The following is a 15,750-nucleotide window of genomic DNA, read 5'->3' as shown; positions in this document are numbered from 1 at the left end:
TTCGGAGACTACCCATGCGCGCCCAGCCGACGGCATCGCACTATGTCAACGGACGCTATATCGACGACGAGCAAGGAGCGCCGCTGCCGGTCATCTATCCGGCAACCGGCGAGACCATCGCCATGCTGCGCTCGGCGACGCCGAATGTGCTGGAACTCGCCATCGAGGCCGCACGCACCGCGCAGCCGGCCTGGGCGCGGCTGAAGCCGGTCGAGCGCGGCCGCATCCTGCGCCGCGCCGCCGACATTCTGCGTGCCCGCAATGCCGACCTCGCCCGCATCGAGACGCTCGACACCGGTAAGGCGATCCAGGAGACGCTGGTGGCAGATGCGCCTTCCGCCGCTGACTGCCTTGAATATTTCGGCGGCGCGATTGCCGCCTACAATGGCGAGGCCGTCGATCTCGGCGGGCCCTTCGCCTACACGCGGCGCGAGGCGCTTGGCGTCTGCGTCGGCATCGGCGCCTGGAATTATCCGATCCAGATCGCCGGCTGGAAATCCGCGCCGGCGCTCGCCATGGGCAACGCCATGGTCTTCAAGCCGTCGGAAAACACGCCGCTTTCGGCACTGGCGCTCGCCGAAATCTACAGCGAGGCCGGCCTGCCCGACGGGCTGTTCAACGTCGTTCAGGGCTATGGCGATGTTGGCGCGGGCCTTGTCGGCCACGATGTCGTCGCCAAGGTTTCGGTCACCGGCTCGGTGCCGACCGGGCGCAAGGTGCTGTCGCTTGCCGGTTCGAAGATGAAGCATGCGACGATGGAGCTCGGCGGCAAGTCGCCGCTGATCGTCTTCGACGATGCCGACATCGAAAACGCCATTGGCGGCGCCATGCTCGGCAATTTCTACTCCACCGGCCAGATCTGCTCGAATGGCACGCGGGTCTTCGTGCAGAGCGGCATCCACGACCGCTTCGTCGAGCGGCTGGTCGAGCGGACGAAGAAAATCCGCATCGGCGACCCGCTCGATCCCGAAACGCAGATGGGACCACTGGTCTCCAAGGCACAGCACGACAAGGTCGTCGGCTATATCGCGGTCGGCAAGCAGGATGGCGCTGTTCTCGCCTGTGGCGGCAACGTGCCGTCGCTGCAGGGTTTCCAGGGCGGCTTCTTCGTCGAACCGACGGTGTTCACCGGTGTCACCGACACCATGCGCGTCGCCCGCGAGGAGATTTTCGGACCGGTCATGAGCGTGCTGAAATTCGACGGCGAGGACGAGGTGATCGACCGCGCCAACGACACCGAATTCGGCCTTGCCGCCGGCGTCTTCACCCGCGACCTGCCGCGCGCCCACCGTGTCATCGCCGAGCTGCAGGCCGGCACCTGCTGGATCAACGCCTACAATCTGACGCCGGTGGAAATCCCCTTCGGCGGCTTCAAGCAGTCCGGCATCGGCCGCGAGAATTCTCTGGCGGCATTGGCGCTCTACTCGCAACTGAAGTCGATCTATGTCGAGACCGGGGACGTGGCGAGCCCGTATTGAGCCGAGCCTAGACCGCCTCCGCCGCCGTCCCATCCAGATACTGCGTCAGTGCGCAGACCAGATGATAAAAAATGCTGGCCGGAACATCTGACGCCAGCGAGCGGCCGCGTTCGTCGATGCGATCGATCCACAGGCCGAGCGGGGCCGGGTCGATGTGCCAGCGGAACAGCCGGCCGACACGGGCCTCGATCTCGGGCTTCAGGTCGGGGCCGCCTGAGCCGTCCAACGCGATCGCCGCCTTGATGGCTTCGGCCTGCGGCCAGCTGCGCGAGATCAGGTCGAGCGGCAGGCCTTGCCTGGAGACGGCGCCATAGGCAAGGCCGGTGGCCCGGTTGAGGCCGTTGGCGATGGCCGAGGCGTAGAGTTTCCGGGCGAAGCCGCTCAGTTCGGCCTGGCCGCTGCGTCCGGCGAAATCGACCAGGAGCGAAGCCCATTCGAAGTGATGGCCTGGCTCGGTCCAGCCGCCTTTTTCGCCTGCGGCCGGCTTCCATTCGGCATCGAAATATTCGCCGAGCGTCCAGCTCTCGGCATCGAAGAAATGGCTGCGGAAGAGGTCGATGATGCGCGCCGCGCGGCGCAGATGGGCGCGCTCGCCGGTCGCCTGATACCAGGCGAGAAAGGCTTCCAGCAAATGCATATGCGGATTTGAGCGACGCTCGCCCTCACCGTCCGATGTCTCGAGGAAGCCAGTCATGCGATGATCCTCGAGATGGGCGTCGAGGAAGGCGAAGGTTTCCTCACCGAGCCGCAAGGCATCGGGATTGCCTGACATATGCGCATGCGCCAGCGCCAAGAGCACGCAGGAATGATCGTAGGCGTCTTCCGTGGCGTCGGCGACAGCGCCGTCGACATTCAGCGTGCGCACCCAACCGCCGCGTTGGGTGCGACCCTTTCCTGCCATGAAGTCGATGCCATGCGAGATCAGCCGCTCGGCCGGGCCAGTCCAGCCGCGCTCCTTGGCAACCGCGAAGGCATAGACCTGGCGGGCCTGCGTGCGCATGCGCTTCGGCTTTATCAGCGGTGAGCCGTCGAAGCCAAGCGCTTCATGGAAGCCGCCATAGCGCTCGTCGACGCCCGATGTCGACCACAGCGGCAAGGTTTCCTGGAACAGCCAGTGGTGCACGCGCCGCCGCCAGGCGCCGCTTTCGATGACGCGATCATGCGCCGGGGTGAATCTGGTTTCCAGCCGGCCCGATTTCTCGAGCTGCTCGACCACCTTCTTGACGTGCTGGCTGTGGCTTACCGGAGCGACGAAAGTGGCGTCCGATGTCGAGACGATGGCAACATCTTTCATGCCGATCGCCGACAAAAGGCGGCCGTCGCTGCGGATGTAGGAGTTCTCGCAATCGATGGCGACGACATCGCCGACAATGACATTGCCCTGGTCATCGGCAGGGCCGACATCGAGCAGGGACTGCCAGGAGCCGAGATCGTTCCAGCGGAAGCCCGCCGGCACCATCGCGATGTCGCTCGCCCGCTCCATGATGGCATAGTCGATCGAATTCGACGGGATGGCTGCGTAGAGCTCGAGCGGCATATAGAGGCCGGACAGATCCGATGTCGCCGCTGTGTAGGCCGCTTCGGTCGACTGCCAGATGTCCGGCTGGAACATAGCGAAAGCGTCGCGCATGGCACCGGCGCGAAACAGAAAGATGCCGGTGTTCCAATAGAAATTTCCGGCTTCGAGATAGCCCTGCGCGGTCGCCAGGTCCGGCTTTTCGACGAAGCGCGAAACGTCGAACACTCCGCCCTTCTCGGCGGAGACCTCGATATAGCCATAGCCGGTTTCGGGCTGTGTCGGCTTGATGCCGAACACAACGAGCCGGCCGGCGCGCGCCGCCTCGGCGCCTGCCTCGACGCTCTGCCAGAATTGCCCTGCCGTCGATATTTCGTGGTCCGACGGCACCACCAGCATCAGGCTGTCGCCGAATTCGGACAAGGTGCGCAGCGTTGCAAGGGCCACCGCCGCGGCGGTGTTGCGCCCTGTGGGTTCGAACAGCGGACCGCCACCGGCAAGATCGAGGCCGGCGAGATCGGCATGAACGCGTTCGGCGTGGCGCTCCGAGGCAATCAGGAAGATCGGAGTTTTACCGTCGGGCCTTACCGCCAGGCGGCGCAAGGTCTTGGCCAGCATGGAGCCATCACCCGAAAAATCGTGAAACTGCTTCGGATTGTCCTCGCGCGACAACGGCCAGAGCCGCGAGCCGACGCCGCCGCTCATGACAAAACTGACGATGCGCTGACTCATTCGGGTCTCGCTGAGAAGTTGGTCGGAAGTAGCAGACATGCCTTAAGCCGTGTTTGCCCGATTGGAAATCCGCTCGACCGCCAGGTCGATGAAGGCCTTAACCGGGGGTGAAAGGTGCCGGCTGCTGGGAAAGAGAACGTGCAGGCCGCCGGCCGGCGTCGTGTAGCCGTCCAGAACGCGCCGCAACCGCCCCTCGTTGATCAGCCCGTCGGCCAGCGGCTGGGGCAATTGGGCGATGCCGAAACCCGCGAGCGCGGCCGCCACCACCGCCTGCATCTCGTTGGCGGCGAAGCGCCCGGCGACCACGACAGTTTCCTGGCCTTGTGGTCCATCCAGCACCCAATGAGCGCCTGAGGCCGACAGGCCCGCGATGACGCATCGATGGCGGGCAAGATCGGCCGGGCCTTCCGGCATTCCGTAGCGTGCGAGATAATCATGGCTGGCGCAGAGCAGCCTGTGGGTGGAACCCAGCTTGCGGGCGATGAGCGTCGAATCCTCGAGCCTTCCGGTGCGGAAGGCAAGGTCGATGCCGTCCTCGATCAGGTAGAGCTTGTCGACACGGCGGCTGACGGTCGTCTTGGGCATAGCCAGCAGGCGCGCGGCAGCGGTGAAGCTGCCGGCTTCGACGACGCGGGCAAACACGACGACATCGTTGAGATCGATCATTGTATTTATTTGTGGGACAATTTTTTCCAATTATAGGCAATTATCAACGAGATAGAGCCTAATTTTGCTCCAGACAACAGCAGAGCGACGACGCGGCACTGATGTTCGAATGGTTCGACCGGGTCGGCTACGCTGTCGATATCGCGGCCTTGCGCAGGCAATTTCCCGAGGTGCGGTGGCGTGGTTTTGCCGACTGGGCGCACGCGTTCGACTGGGGCGCCAGCGGCCTGCGCGGCGAAAGCTGATGAAATGCGACAGAAGCGCTGCCATTGCCGCTTGCAGGAATGAAGTGTGGCGGCTATAAGCCCGCCGTCTGGTCACGGAGTGTAGCGCAGCCTGGTAGCGCACCTCGTTCGGGACGAGGGGGTCGCAGGTTCAAATCCTGCCACTCCGACCAGAAAAAACAGATACTTAAATATCTGTTCTCCCGATGCCCACGGTTTGGGATCGCGTTTTACGCGCAGCGGGAGCGTAGCCCTATGTCCTTCCTGCTTCCTGCGATGCTGCTCGCCAATTGGCCGGTCGTTCTGGACGGCGACACGATCGTGCTCGATGGAACGCATGTCCGAATCGCCATCTCCTCTCGACGCAGCGGCGTGAGACGGGCATTCTTGTGAATGTTCATTCGGACCCTCCGATGAGTGCTGAAGCCTGGTAACTCCAGTCTCCTCGGTCCGGTCCGAATGGACAACCTCCTGAAAGCTCACAGCTCGTCGGCATGTTTTCCCGAGGAATGCCAGAATGCCGGTGGCATCGGAGCCAATATGAAAAGACTGGTTTTCGCAGCGGTGGTGTTTGCATTTGCCTGCCATTGCGCGCCCTCTCAGGCGGACGATGAGCGGTCATGCCAGATCATGGCAGCCGCAACCCTGCTTTCCGGGAAGACCAACTGCAGAGACGGCGACATCGCCACCATCGCCGGCGTCACCGCCAAAGAGGTGCCGGAAGCGATAGCCAGGTATTGCGATTTTTGGGCACAGATCGTCGTGCTGCCCGTCGCGAGCGCGTCCGATGCATCGAGCCACTTCGTTCTTTGCAAGTACCGCCAGCGAGAGGCGGCCCCCTCTCAGCCTTAGCCCTACGGCTGGCCCATTCGGTTTGCTGGAGGCGGTCCGACTGTCCTGGGACACCCCGGAACCAAAGGGCCTAGCGGCAGTTATCCAACGAAGGGCTAATCAAGGCAATGGAGAAATTCCAATGAAATCAATTATCATGTGCGCCTTGGCGCTTTCCATCGGATTGCCGGCTGTCGCTTCGGCGGCCGAAGCCGACGTCATCATCAGGACTCACCATCGCCACCACAGCAACGTCAAGATCATCAACGAGTACGGCCAGCGCCTGCATCACCGCCACCACGGTACGGTAGCGTTCTACGATCATGGCCGCCGGCACCATCGTCCAGATGCCGTCATTGTCACGAGCTCGGTCTCCAAGCACCATCACCGTCGCCCCGTGGTGATCCAAAACAACGACTATTGATCGGCCCTAAGGCCCGGCTCGTTACAGCCGGGCCTTCTGCATGAAATCTGAAATGCCGCTGGGCGATCTGCGTGCCGCACAAGGCATCATCGACGAACGGCCGCGCGATTACGATGCCATTCGGCCTCGCGAAATCTCGCCTTGTAGGCTGGGATGCCGGCTACCGGCGCCTGCAGATATTTGGGTTCGCCCACCACGCCAGCGCAGCGGACGAACCCTATCGGCGCAGGAAGGGACGTAGCTGCGCCAATCTGCCAAATATTCGTACTCGTCGGATGGTCAGCCAAAGGCTATTCCAATCGCCATGAAGGTGATGGGCATGGCGAAGATCACTGCAAGCAACCAGCGTGCCTGGCGAACACTCTTGTCCATCAGCTTCCTCCCGAACGTGTAGGCGACAACGGCTACGAACGGTGGCCGTTCCGAGCAGCACCACAGGCAGGACCATTGCATTTTGCGGCCAGACCAAGGTCCGGCGCTCCGCCGGACCGAAGCCCAGCCAGGGAACGTTTTCGCTGCGGCTCAGTTTCGAGTGGTTGGGCGCGGGGACGATCAAACGAGGAAGCGAAACTGGATGAACGTCACCATGTCTAACAGCGAGGCCATACAATCCGATGTCTTGGGGGTGCGCGTAGCTGACCTCGAGGCCAGAATGCGGCAGGCCCGGATTACCATGAGCGAAATGAAGACCTTCCAAAAGGTCGCGGCCATGATGGTCGGCGGACGAGGCAGCATTGATGGCGACGATTTGATCGCCGCGTCCTTCGTTGCGGACACATTCCTGGACGAGAAAACGCTCTGAAACCATGCGGACAATCAGCAAGCTTTTTGATTCCCACGCCGAAGCCGCCCGGGTTGCTGGAGAGCTGGTGGCGGTCGGTGTTCCGCGCGTTCAGATTGCCATTATCGGGCCCTACCAGGACGAACTAACAGTCCTAAGGTCTCCAGGCGTCATCCTTTGTGCCGTCGGTGCGGCATTGGCTTGCGTGAGCGCCCTCGCGGTCTACGGCGTCAGTTCTCCTCCGGCCGGACTGCCGGCAACAGCACTGGTTTGCGCGGTCTGTGGCGGCGGTGCCGGCGGGCTGCTCGGTGCCTTCATGACCACAGCGGCAAGGTCGGATGATCGCAGCGTTGCCGAGGGCATCGTCTTGGTGACGGCGCATGTCGATGAAAATGAGACCGGCATCGCCCAGGCAGTGCTGGACGGTTGCGCTCCCACCGCATTCATCGCCGAAGCAGCCTGAATTTCAGGCAGGCTGAACGAACGGCGGCACGAAGGCTGGGCGCCACAACCAGCGCGAGCCGCCGAGGTCGCACCGTCGGCCAAGAATCGACGGAAGGCCGCCCCGGCATCAGCCGAGGCGGCCCCTCTTCGTTTCCAGTGATTGCATCAAGACACGCGACGGACACCAACTTCGAGGGACCGGGAACGTTCCCATATCGGCTGGCCTCTGTGGTCCATGCCCGTAGGGCTCTTTCGCGAGCCCAATCTTTGACGAAATAATCGTCGGCTCCAGATAGTTCGGTGGATATGATGAAGCCAGTGAAACGGTGAGCCGGTGTGGACATGAATTTGATCGCGACGACGACCTCGACACCGGTTCTTGTGATTGCGGCGCTTCTCGTTACCGGCTGCTCGTCGATCGGCAGGACCGCCGATCCGGCGACGTACGACAGAATGAGCTGCACCGAACTCAACAGCGCGCTAGGCGAAAAGGCCACCGAAATCTCACAGACCGCCATCACCCGGGGCAAGGTCGTCAACACCAGTGTTCCGCGTTGGCTGCTTGGTGTTTCGCGCGTGAAGACCGCTGTCGCCAACCGTGAGACTGCCCGGATCGACCGGCTGAAACAGCAGCAGGACGCCATCGCCGCTGCGCGCGCGCGCAATTGTCCCAAGTCAGCGGGCTGAGCGAACGGACGCCGCCAAGATGATTGCCTTACCTGAAACGTCTCAGGCGCTTAGCCGGAATCGGGTGACATCGATCGCCGCCGCCATCAGCGTCTGCGTGTAGACGTGCTGCGGGTTGCTGAAGATTGCCTCTGTGGGCCCCTCCTCGACGATCTTGCCCTGTTTCATGACGATGATGTAGTCGGCCATGGCGCGCACCACGGCGAGGTCGTGGCTGATGAACAGGTAGGACAGTTCATGGTCCGCCTGCAGCTTGCGCAGGAGTTCGACGATCTGTTTCTGCACCGAGCGGTCGAGCGCCGAGGTCGGTTCGTCCAGCACGACCATCTTTGGTTTCAGGATCATGGCGCGGGCAATGGCGATGCGCTGCCGCTGGCCGCCGGAGAATTCGTGCGGGTAGCGGTTGCGGGCGTTGGGATCGAGGCCGACTTCACGCAAGGCCTCGACCGCGCGCTGGTCGCGCTGCTTGCCCGAAAGATTGGGCTCATGCACCAGCAGCCCTTCGGTGATGACCTGGCCGACGGTCATGCGCGGCGACAGCGAGCCGAAAGGATCCTGGAAGACGAGTTGCATCTGGCGCCGCAGCGGCCGCATCGCCTGGCGGTCGGCTGTCGAAATGTCGCGATCGCCAAAACGAATCAAGCCGTCGCTCGGCAGCAGCCGCAGCAGAGCGCGGCCAAGCGTCGATTTTCCCGAGCCGGATTCGCCAACAATGCCGATGGTCTGGTTACGCTGCAGCCGGATCGAAATGTCGTCGACGGCGCGCAGCATCAGCGGCTCGCCGGCCAGAAACCCGCCGCCGATCCTGAATGTGACCTCGACATGCCTGCCTTCGAGCACCACGGGTGCATTGGCGGGCGGCGGCGCCTTGCTTCCCGTCGGCTCTGCCGCCAGCAGCATCTTGGTATAGGCGTGCTGCGGGTTGGCGAAGATCGCTCCCGCCTCGCCCTCCTCGACCACCTCGCCCTGGCGCATGACATAGACCCGATCGGCGAAGCGCCGGACGATGCCGAGATCGTGGGTGATGAAGACGATGGCCATGCCGAGCTTGCGCTGCAATTCGGCGAGCAGCATCAGGATCTGCGCCTGGATGGTCACGTCGAGCGCCGTGGTCGGCTCGTCGGCGATCAGGATGTCGGGATCGTTGGCGAGCGCCATGGCGATCATCACACGCTGGCGCTGGCCGCCGGACATTTCGTGCGGGTAGGATTTCATCCGCCGTTCGGGATCGGGAATGTGCACCAGCCGCAAGAGCTTGAGCGCCTCTTCGCGCGCCTCGGCGGCATTCAGGCCGCGATGCCGGCGGATCGGTTCGATCAGCTGATTGCCGATCGAATAGAGCGGATCGAGCGAGGTCATCGGCTCCTGGAAGATCATGCTGATCTTGGCGCCACGCACCTTGTTCAGGTCGGATTTACTCAGCGTCAGCAGGTTGCGGCCGCGATAGTCGACGCTGCCCGTGGCCTCGCCGTTCGAGGCGAGCAGGCTCATCGCCGCCATCATGGTCTGGCTCTTGCCGGAGCCGGACTCGCCGACCACGGCGACGGTCTCGCCGGCATTGACGTGGATGTTGATGCCCTTCACCGCTTCGACCGCGCCGTCGAGCGTGCGGAAGCGGACACGCAGGTCCTTGACGCTGAGGATCGTTTCGGGAGTGGCCATGTCAGCGGTGCCCATCTTTATCGATCTCTCGGGTCGAGCGCGTCGCGCAGGCCATCGCCGACGAAGTTCAGCGCAAACAGCGTCGAGACGAGGAAGAAAGCAGGAAACAGGAGCAGCCAGTTGGCGGTGCCGATGTTCTTGGCGCCGACCGAAATCAGCACGCCCCAGCTGGTCATCGGCTCCTGCACGCCAAGGCCGAGGAACGACAGGAAACTCTCCAGGATGATGACCTGCGGCACCAGCAAGGTCATGTAGATGACGACCGGGCCGAGCAGATTGGGGATGACGTGTCGCAGCAGGATGCCGCGCTGGCCGACGCCCATGGCTTCCGCCGCCTGGACATATTCCTGGCGGCGGATCGACAGCGCCTGGCCGCGCACGATGCGCGCCATGTCGAGCCACAGCACCGCGCCAACCGCCAGGAACATCAGCACGAAGTTGCGGCCGAAGAACACCACCAGCATGATGACGAAGAAGATGAACGGCAAGGAATAGAGCACATCGACGATGCGCATCATCACCTCGTCGATCCTGCCGCCGGAGAAACCCGCGGCGGCGCCATAGACCACCCCGATCACCACCGCGACGACGCCGGCGAGCAGGCCGATGGCCAGTGAGATGCGACCGGCCATCAGCGTGCGCGAGAGCAGATCGCGGCCGGTGTTGTCGGTGCCGAACAGAAAATATTGCTGTTTGACCGACGCGCTCATCGTCACTTCCAGACCGTCGGGCGACTTGCTCTCGATCTTGGTGTCGTCAAAGGCATCGGAGCGGTCGAGGTAGCGGATGTTGCGGTCATCGATCGGCTTGGTCGACTTGACTGTGACGAAGACCTGATTGCCCTCCTGGTGCCATTCCTTGATATCGACCCGCATGCGCTTGATCGCATCATTGAGCGCGGACTCGATCATGTCGGGCTTCGGATAGGCTGTCAGGCTTGGCGGCATGCGCACATAGTCGGCATAGATGGTCGTGTACTGATGCGGCACGAACCAGGGGCCAAACACGCTGACGAGCCCGATCAAGGCGAGGTAGTAGAGGCTGAACATGGCGGCGCGGTTGGCCTTGAGACGCGCCCAGGCATCGCCCCATAGCGAGCGGCCGACGATAGCGGGAGCAGTGGCTGCGATGTCAGTCATAGCGCACCCTCGGGTCGACGACCGCGTACATGACGTCGACGACCAGGTTGAAGACGATGGTGAAGATGGCGATCACCACCACCGTTCCCATCACCAGCGTGTAATCGCGGTTGAGCGCGGCATCGACGAAGTAGCGGCCGACGCCGGGAATGGAGAAGATCGTCTCGACTATGACGGAGCCGGTCAAAAGGGCCGCCGCCGCCGGGCCGGTGAAGGAAACGATCGGCAGGATGGCGCCGCGCAAGGCGTGTTTGACCACAACCGACCAGTCGGAAAGGCCGAGCGCGCGGGCGGTGCGGATGTGATGGGATCGCAGCGATTCGATCATCGAGCCGCGCATCAGGCGGGCGACGATGGCGATCTGCGGCAAGGCAAGCGTCAGCACCGGGCCGACCTTGTTGATGAAGGCGCCATCGCCCCAGCCGCCGATCGGCAGAAGTTTCCAGGTCAGGCCGAAGAGAAGCTGGATCACCGGCGCGATGACAAAGGTGGGGATGGTGCTGCCGGCCGTGGCCAGCGCAATCACCGTATAGTCGCCAAGCTTGTTCTGGTTGAGCGCGGCGATGGAGCCGAGCACGGAACCGAGCAGCAGCGCCAGGATCAGGGCCGAGGCGCCGAGCTGCATCGAAATGGGCAGGCCCTTTGCGAACAGTTCGGTGACGGTGAAATCCGGCATGTTGTAGCTCGGGCCGAAATTGCCGCGCAAGAGATTGCCGAGATAGTGGACATATTGCAGCCAGAGCGGATCGTTGAGGCCGAACTGGGCTTCAAGGTTGGCCTTGATCTCGGGGCTCAGCCCCCGCTCCTGGTTGAATGGCCCGCCTGGCGCGACGCGCATCAGGAAGAACGCCATCGTCACGATGACGAACAGCGTCGGTATGGCGGTCAAAAGCCGCCGGAATACGTATCGCAGCATCGGTGCCCCACTTGATCCGGAACACGCCTGTCCGATGGGACCATTGTGCTCCAGCCTTCAAATCTTCGCACCGGATTTTCCGAAAATCGATTGCGCTTCCCGGCCGATGCGATGGCAAACCAGCACCGCCGCGCACGAAGTGCGCGGCGGCTTGGCCAGGGATCAGTCCTTGCTGACGAAACGCGACGGATGGACATCCATCACATTGTCGACGAAGCCATGCAGCTTCGAGGACACGATGTCGTGGTAGCTGTAGTAGAGCAGCGGGATCTGGCCAACATCGTCGACGAGAATGCGTTCGGCCTCGGAGAGTTCCTTCATGCGCTCCTCGGGCTTGCCTCCGGCGGCGGCTGCCTTGTCCATCGCTGCTTCATAGGCCGGGCTGTTGTAGTTCGAGTAGTTGTTGCCGCTCGCCTTGCGCGAGATGCCAAGGAAGGTTTCCGGATCCTTGTAGTCGGCGATCCAGGCGGCACGCGCCACGTCATAGTCGCCCTTCTGCTCGAGGAAGGAGTAGTGCGTCTTGGTGTCGGTGTTGAGCAGCGTGACGTCGACGCCAAGCGGCTTCAGTTGCTCCTGGATGGCGACCGCGGTGTTCTTGTGATTTTCCGAGGTGTTGTAGCGGATTTCCATCTTCAGCGGATGTTCGGGCGTGTAGCCGAGTTTCTCGAGGATTTTCTTGGCCGCGTCCTCGCGGTCTATCTGCGGCATCTCGGCATATTTGGCCATTGCGGGCGTGTAGCCCTCGATGCCGGGAGGCACCATCGAATAGCCGGGCAGCATCGAGTTCTGCCAGACCTTTTCGGCGATGAAGTCGCGGTCGATCGCCATCGAGATGGCGTTGCGCAGTTCAGGGTTGTTCCACGGCGCCTTGTCGGTCTTGATGGCGTAATAATAGGTGCCGAGATAGGGGCCGACATGGATCTGGTCGCCGAACTTGGACTTGAGGTCGGCAAGCTGTTCGGTCGGCAGATCGTCATAGCTGTCGAGTTCGCCTGCCTCGAAGCGCTTCATCGCCGATGAGCGGTCTTCGGTCGGGATATAGTTGACCACGTCGAACTTGACAGTTGCGGCGTCCCAGAATTTCGGATTCTTGACCAGCTTCATGTGGTCGTTGGGAACCCATTCGGCCAGCGTGTAGGCGCCGTTCGAGACGAGCTTGCCGGGCTTGATCCAGTCGGCGCCGAGTTTCTCAATCGAAGCCTTGCTGACCGGATAGGTCGCCTGGTGGGTCAGCATCTCCAGGAAGTAGGGCGTCGGCGCCTTCAGGGTCACTTCCAGGGTGTTGGCGTCGATGGCCTTGACGCCCATGTCCTCGGGCTTGCCTTTCTTGGTGTTGACGTCCTCGGCGCCCTTCACCGGATACAGCATCGAGGCGTATTCGGCCCCAGTCGCCGGATCTTCCAGCCGGTGGAAGGCGTAGACAAAGTCGTCCGCCGTCACCGGGCTGCCGTCCGACCACATGCCGTCCTTGCGCAGCTTGAAGGTGTAGACGGTGCCGTCATCCGACACCGTCCAGCTTTCGGCGGCGCCCGGAATGAGGTTTGCCTTCTCGTCCTGCATGACCAGTCCCTGGAACAGGTCGCGCAGCACGTTGGCTTCATACACCGTCGAGGTCTTGTGCGGGTCGACCGACTCCGATTCGGCGGCGGTGCCCCTGTTATAGACGCTCTCGGCGAACGCCGGCGAGTAGAATGCGCCGGCGGCTACCGCCATGGTGGTGGCGAATACCGTCGCCTTCAGCATGTTTTTCAGCATGAAGTTCTCCCTGTCGGCGCTGCCCGCGGCGCGCCTTTGAGTGTTGACGCCCCGGAACCGATGCCTGGTTCCTTTGAGCGTGCCGCCGGTTCCCCCCGGCAGCTGGTGGCAGGAGACTAGACAGGAGGTAAGCTCTTTTCAACCGAGTACTGATTGACCCTAAGTCAATCCTCAAAAACGAAGAAGCAACAGCTAAATTAGAACGGCATTTTCAATCGCGCGCATCCCCAGGTTGCACCCAGAGTTTTCGCTTTCTGCATGCGAACTTTGGCAAGCTGGTATCATGGTACAGAACCTCATTTCCAGGCTCCGAAGACGTGCGTTCCGAACAGACAATTCGGGAACGTCGGCGGTCGAGTTCGCCCTGCTGTCGCCGATTTTTATCCTTCTTCTGCTCGGAATGGTTGCGTACGGTATCTATTTTGGTGCTGCCAACTCGATCCAGCAGATCGCGGCGGATGCCGCCCGGACGGCTATAGCCGGGTTGAATCAGACCGAGCGGCAGACGCTCGTTGCCGCCTTCCTCGCCAACAATGCCGGTGGTTACCCCTTCGTGGACGCCAGCAAACTGACCTACCAGGCCAATGACAGCGTGGCCGACGGCAGCCAGTTCGTGGTGTCGGTCTCGTACGATGCACACAACCTGCCGATCTGGAATCTCTTCCCGGGCATAGCCATGCCAGGGACCACCATCAAGCGTCAGTCAACGATCAGGGTTGGGGGTATCTGAATGCTGCAGCGTGCGGGCAAGGGCATCGGCCGGCTTGCACGGTCTATGATGGAGGACAGGAAGGCGAATTTCGCCGTCATGACCGCGCTGAGCGCGCCGGTCGCCCTGGCGCTGGCCGCGGTGGCCATCGATGAAGCCTCCATCTACTCGGAGCGCCGGCAGGCCCAGGCGATGGTCGATCTGGCGGCGATCACCGCAGCCTCGAACATCAACAATGTCAACACGGCGGTCGTCACCACGCTCACCGACAACGGCATGCCGGGTGTCGTCGTTCAAGCCTCGGGCCAGACCATTGCCGCGGCCCTCGGCAAGACCGTGGTGACGGTCACGCAGGGCCGATATGCCTCGACGACCACCAACGTCACCCAACGCTTCCAGGCGGGCGTGACACCCTACAATGCGGTACGTGTCACGCTGGCGAAAGTCCCCACCCGCTATTTTGCAAGTTCGCTCATCCCCACTCCGGTCATCGGCACCCAAGCCACGGCCAGCATGACGCCGCAGGCGGCATTCTCGGTGGGGTCGAGACTGCTCGGCGTCAATGGCGGCGTCCTCAATGCTTTGCTGAGCGGGCTCCTCGGCGGCAACATTTCGCTCAGTGTCATGGACTATAACGGGCTGATCTCGGCCGATGTCAGCGTCTTGTCCTTCATCAGTGCGCTCGCCATACAATTGAACATCACGGCCGGCACCTATTCGGACGTACTGGCCTCGAAAGCGACTGTCGGCCAGATCGCCACCGCCATCGCCAACGTCCCCGGCCTCGGCAACACGGCCAAGGTCGCCCTGCAGACCATCGCTTCCAAGTCGACCAGCACGGTCAAGATCCCGCTCAGCAGCCTTGTCGACCTCGGCTCCGTCGGCAGCCTGGGCCTCGGGCAACAGCCGTCCGGCTTCGGCGTCGATGCAAGCGCCATGGGAATGCTGACCAACGCCGCCGTGCTCGCCAACGGCACCAACCAGGCTGCGGTCGATCTCGGCGCCACCATTCCGGGATTGCTCTCGACCAAGCTCAACATCGCCATCGGGCAGCCGCCGCAATCCTCGCCCTGGCTCGCGGTCGACGGCATCGGCACTGTCGTGCGCACCGCCCAGACGCGCATCAAACTGACGGCCTCCGTCGGTGTCGGCACGCCGGGCCTCGGCGGCGGCATCAGCCTGCTCGCCGTCAACCTGCCGCTCAATGTCGAAGTCGCCTATGCCGAAGCCAAGCTGACCGACATCAGCTGTCCGACAGGGCCTTCCAGCATCAGCGTTTCGATCGCCGCGCACCCGGGCGTTGCCCAGCTTAACCTGGCCAACAGCAACAATCCCTCCGGCTTCGCCGATTTCAGCCAGCCACAGACCTTCACCGATGCGGACATCGCCGATGTGAAGCTGCTGTTGATACCGCTGATCCAGGTGATGGGTTCGGCCGCGACCGCCATCACCAACAACAATCCGCAGACCTTGACGTTCAATGCGACCGACATCGCCAACAAGACCGTCAAAACCGTTTCGACGCGCAACATCTCGCAGTCGCTCACCACGTCGCTGGTCAACAACTTGTCGCTTTCGGCCAATGTGCTTGGTCTCGGTATCGATCTCAGCTCCCTGATCGGAACGGTCAAACCGGCAGTGGTGACCCTGCTCAACACCGTAACGGCGCCCGTCGACGACTTGCTCTACAATGTGCTGTCCGCGCTGGGTGTCGGCGTCGGCCAGGCCGACATACGCGTCACCGGAGCGACCTGCGGTCGGGCGGTGCTCGTTCAGTAAGGTCTTC

General features: G+C 62.6%; 15 protein-coding genes, 1 tRNA gene and 1 pseudogene. 11 read left to right on the top strand and 6 right to left on the bottom strand.

Going from position 1 to position 15,750, the window contains the following annotated elements; genetic code table 11:
* Nucleotides 1-14: 14 nt before the first annotated feature.
* Nucleotides 15-1,478 carry a betaine-aldehyde dehydrogenase gene (gene betB / locus CK226_RS06480; RefSeq protein ID WP_095791363.1) on the top strand — a complete coding sequence of 488 codons (1,464 nt, stop codon included), beginning with the start codon at nucleotides 15-17 and terminating at the stop codon, nucleotides 1,476-1,478.
* Nucleotides 1,479-1,485: 7 nt separating this feature from the next.
* On the opposite strand, the gene CK226_RS06475 is transcribed toward betB, so the two are convergent.
* Nucleotides 1,486-3,726, bottom strand: coding sequence for a mannose-1-phosphate guanylyltransferase/mannose-6-phosphate isomerase (locus CK226_RS06475; protein ID WP_095791362.1), 2,241 nt, complete (start codon nucleotides 3,724-3,726; stop codon nucleotides 1,486-1,488).
* Between the two features lie 42 nt (nucleotides 3,727-3,768).
* Nucleotides 3,769-4,392, bottom strand: a complete 624-nt coding sequence (locus CK226_RS06470) for a LysR family transcriptional regulator (RefSeq protein ID WP_095791361.1) — start codon at nucleotides 4,390-4,392, stop codon at nucleotides 3,769-3,771.
* Between the two features lie 68 nt (nucleotides 4,393-4,460).
* On the opposite strand from CK226_RS06470, the pseudogene CK226_RS06465 reads away from it, so the two are divergent.
* The 8 genes and pseudogenes from CK226_RS06465 to CK226_RS06435 all read left to right on the top strand — a co-directional run.
* A pseudogene (locus tag CK226_RS06465) lies at nucleotides 4,461-4,637 on the top strand (NmrA/HSCARG family protein); the annotation flags it as partial.
* Between the two features lie 75 nt (nucleotides 4,638-4,712).
* Nucleotides 4,713-4,789: transfer RNA gene (locus CK226_RS06460), tRNA-Pro, on the top strand.
* A gap of 82 nt (nucleotides 4,790-4,871) precedes the next feature.
* On the top strand, nucleotides 4,872-5,009 hold the full coding sequence (locus CK226_RS34765) for a hypothetical protein (protein ID WP_179300978.1): 138 nt from the start codon (nucleotides 4,872-4,874) through the stop codon (nucleotides 5,007-5,009).
* 66 nt (nucleotides 5,010-5,075) lie between these two features.
* Nucleotides 5,076-5,468: a hypothetical protein gene (locus CK226_RS06455; protein WP_142887630.1), complete on the top strand. Its 393-nt coding sequence runs from the start codon at nucleotides 5,076-5,078 to the stop codon at nucleotides 5,466-5,468.
* A 121-nt stretch (nucleotides 5,469-5,589) separates the two neighbouring features.
* Nucleotides 5,590-5,871, top strand: a complete 282-nt coding sequence (locus tag CK226_RS35330) for a hypothetical protein (RefSeq protein WP_095770810.1) — start codon at nucleotides 5,590-5,592, stop codon at nucleotides 5,869-5,871.
* A gap of 586 nt (nucleotides 5,872-6,457) precedes the next feature.
* The gene (locus CK226_RS06445; protein ID WP_095770948.1) at nucleotides 6,458-6,673 is read left to right on the top strand and encodes a hypothetical protein; all 216 of its coding nucleotides are present in this window, start codon (nucleotides 6,458-6,460) and stop codon (nucleotides 6,671-6,673) included.
* 4 nt (nucleotides 6,674-6,677) lie between these two features.
* On the top strand, nucleotides 6,678-7,115 hold the full coding sequence (locus CK226_RS34755; RefSeq protein WP_179300976.1) for a hypothetical protein: 438 nt from the start codon (nucleotides 6,678-6,680) through the stop codon (nucleotides 7,113-7,115).
* A gap of 323 nt (nucleotides 7,116-7,438) precedes the next feature.
* Complete coding sequence (locus tag CK226_RS06435; RefSeq protein ID WP_095770812.1) at nucleotides 7,439-7,783, top strand: hypothetical protein; 345 nt, start codon at nucleotides 7,439-7,441, stop codon at nucleotides 7,781-7,783.
* Nucleotides 7,784-7,825: 42 nt separating this feature from the next.
* Here CK226_RS06435 and CK226_RS06430 read toward each other — a convergent pair whose 3' ends face one another.
* The 4 genes from CK226_RS06430 to CK226_RS06415 form a co-directional block, all read right to left on the bottom strand.
* A complete protein-coding gene (locus CK226_RS06430; RefSeq protein ID WP_095770949.1) occupies nucleotides 7,826-9,445 on the bottom strand; it encodes an ABC transporter ATP-binding protein in 1,620 nt (539 codons plus the stop codon).
* Nucleotides 9,446-9,462: 17 nt separating this feature from the next.
* On the bottom strand, nucleotides 9,463-10,584 hold the full coding sequence (locus CK226_RS06425) for an ABC transporter permease subunit (RefSeq protein WP_095770813.1): 1,122 nt from the start codon (nucleotides 10,582-10,584) through the stop codon (nucleotides 9,463-9,465).
* Entirely contained in the window at nucleotides 10,577-11,500 is a 924-nt protein-coding gene (locus tag CK226_RS06420) for an ABC transporter permease subunit (RefSeq protein WP_095791359.1), read from the bottom strand. Before CK226_RS06420 ends, CK226_RS06425 begins: the two co-directional genes overlap by 8 nt.
* Before the next feature lie 162 nt (nucleotides 11,501-11,662).
* Nucleotides 11,663-13,255, bottom strand: a complete 1,593-nt coding sequence (locus CK226_RS06415; protein WP_095791358.1) for a peptide ABC transporter substrate-binding protein — start codon at nucleotides 13,253-13,255, stop codon at nucleotides 11,663-11,665.
* A 283-nt stretch (nucleotides 13,256-13,538) separates the two neighbouring features.
* Here CK226_RS06415 and CK226_RS06410 point away from each other — a divergent pair, with 283 nt between their 5' ends.
* Nucleotides 13,539-13,985, top strand: coding sequence for a TadE/TadG family type IV pilus assembly protein (locus tag CK226_RS06410; RefSeq protein WP_095770816.1), 447 nt, complete (start codon nucleotides 13,539-13,541; stop codon nucleotides 13,983-13,985).
* The gene (locus CK226_RS06405) at nucleotides 13,986-15,743 is read left to right on the top strand and encodes a TadG family pilus assembly protein (RefSeq protein ID WP_095791357.1); all 1,758 of its coding nucleotides are present in this window, start codon (nucleotides 13,986-13,988) and stop codon (nucleotides 15,741-15,743) included.
* Nucleotides 15,744-15,750 lie beyond the last annotated feature (7 nt).

Source organism: Mesorhizobium sp. WSM4311, assembly GCF_002295115.1.
Lineage (GTDB): Bacteria > Pseudomonadota > Alphaproteobacteria > Rhizobiales > Rhizobiaceae > Mesorhizobium.
This window is presented reverse-complemented; position numbering and strand designations above follow the sequence as displayed.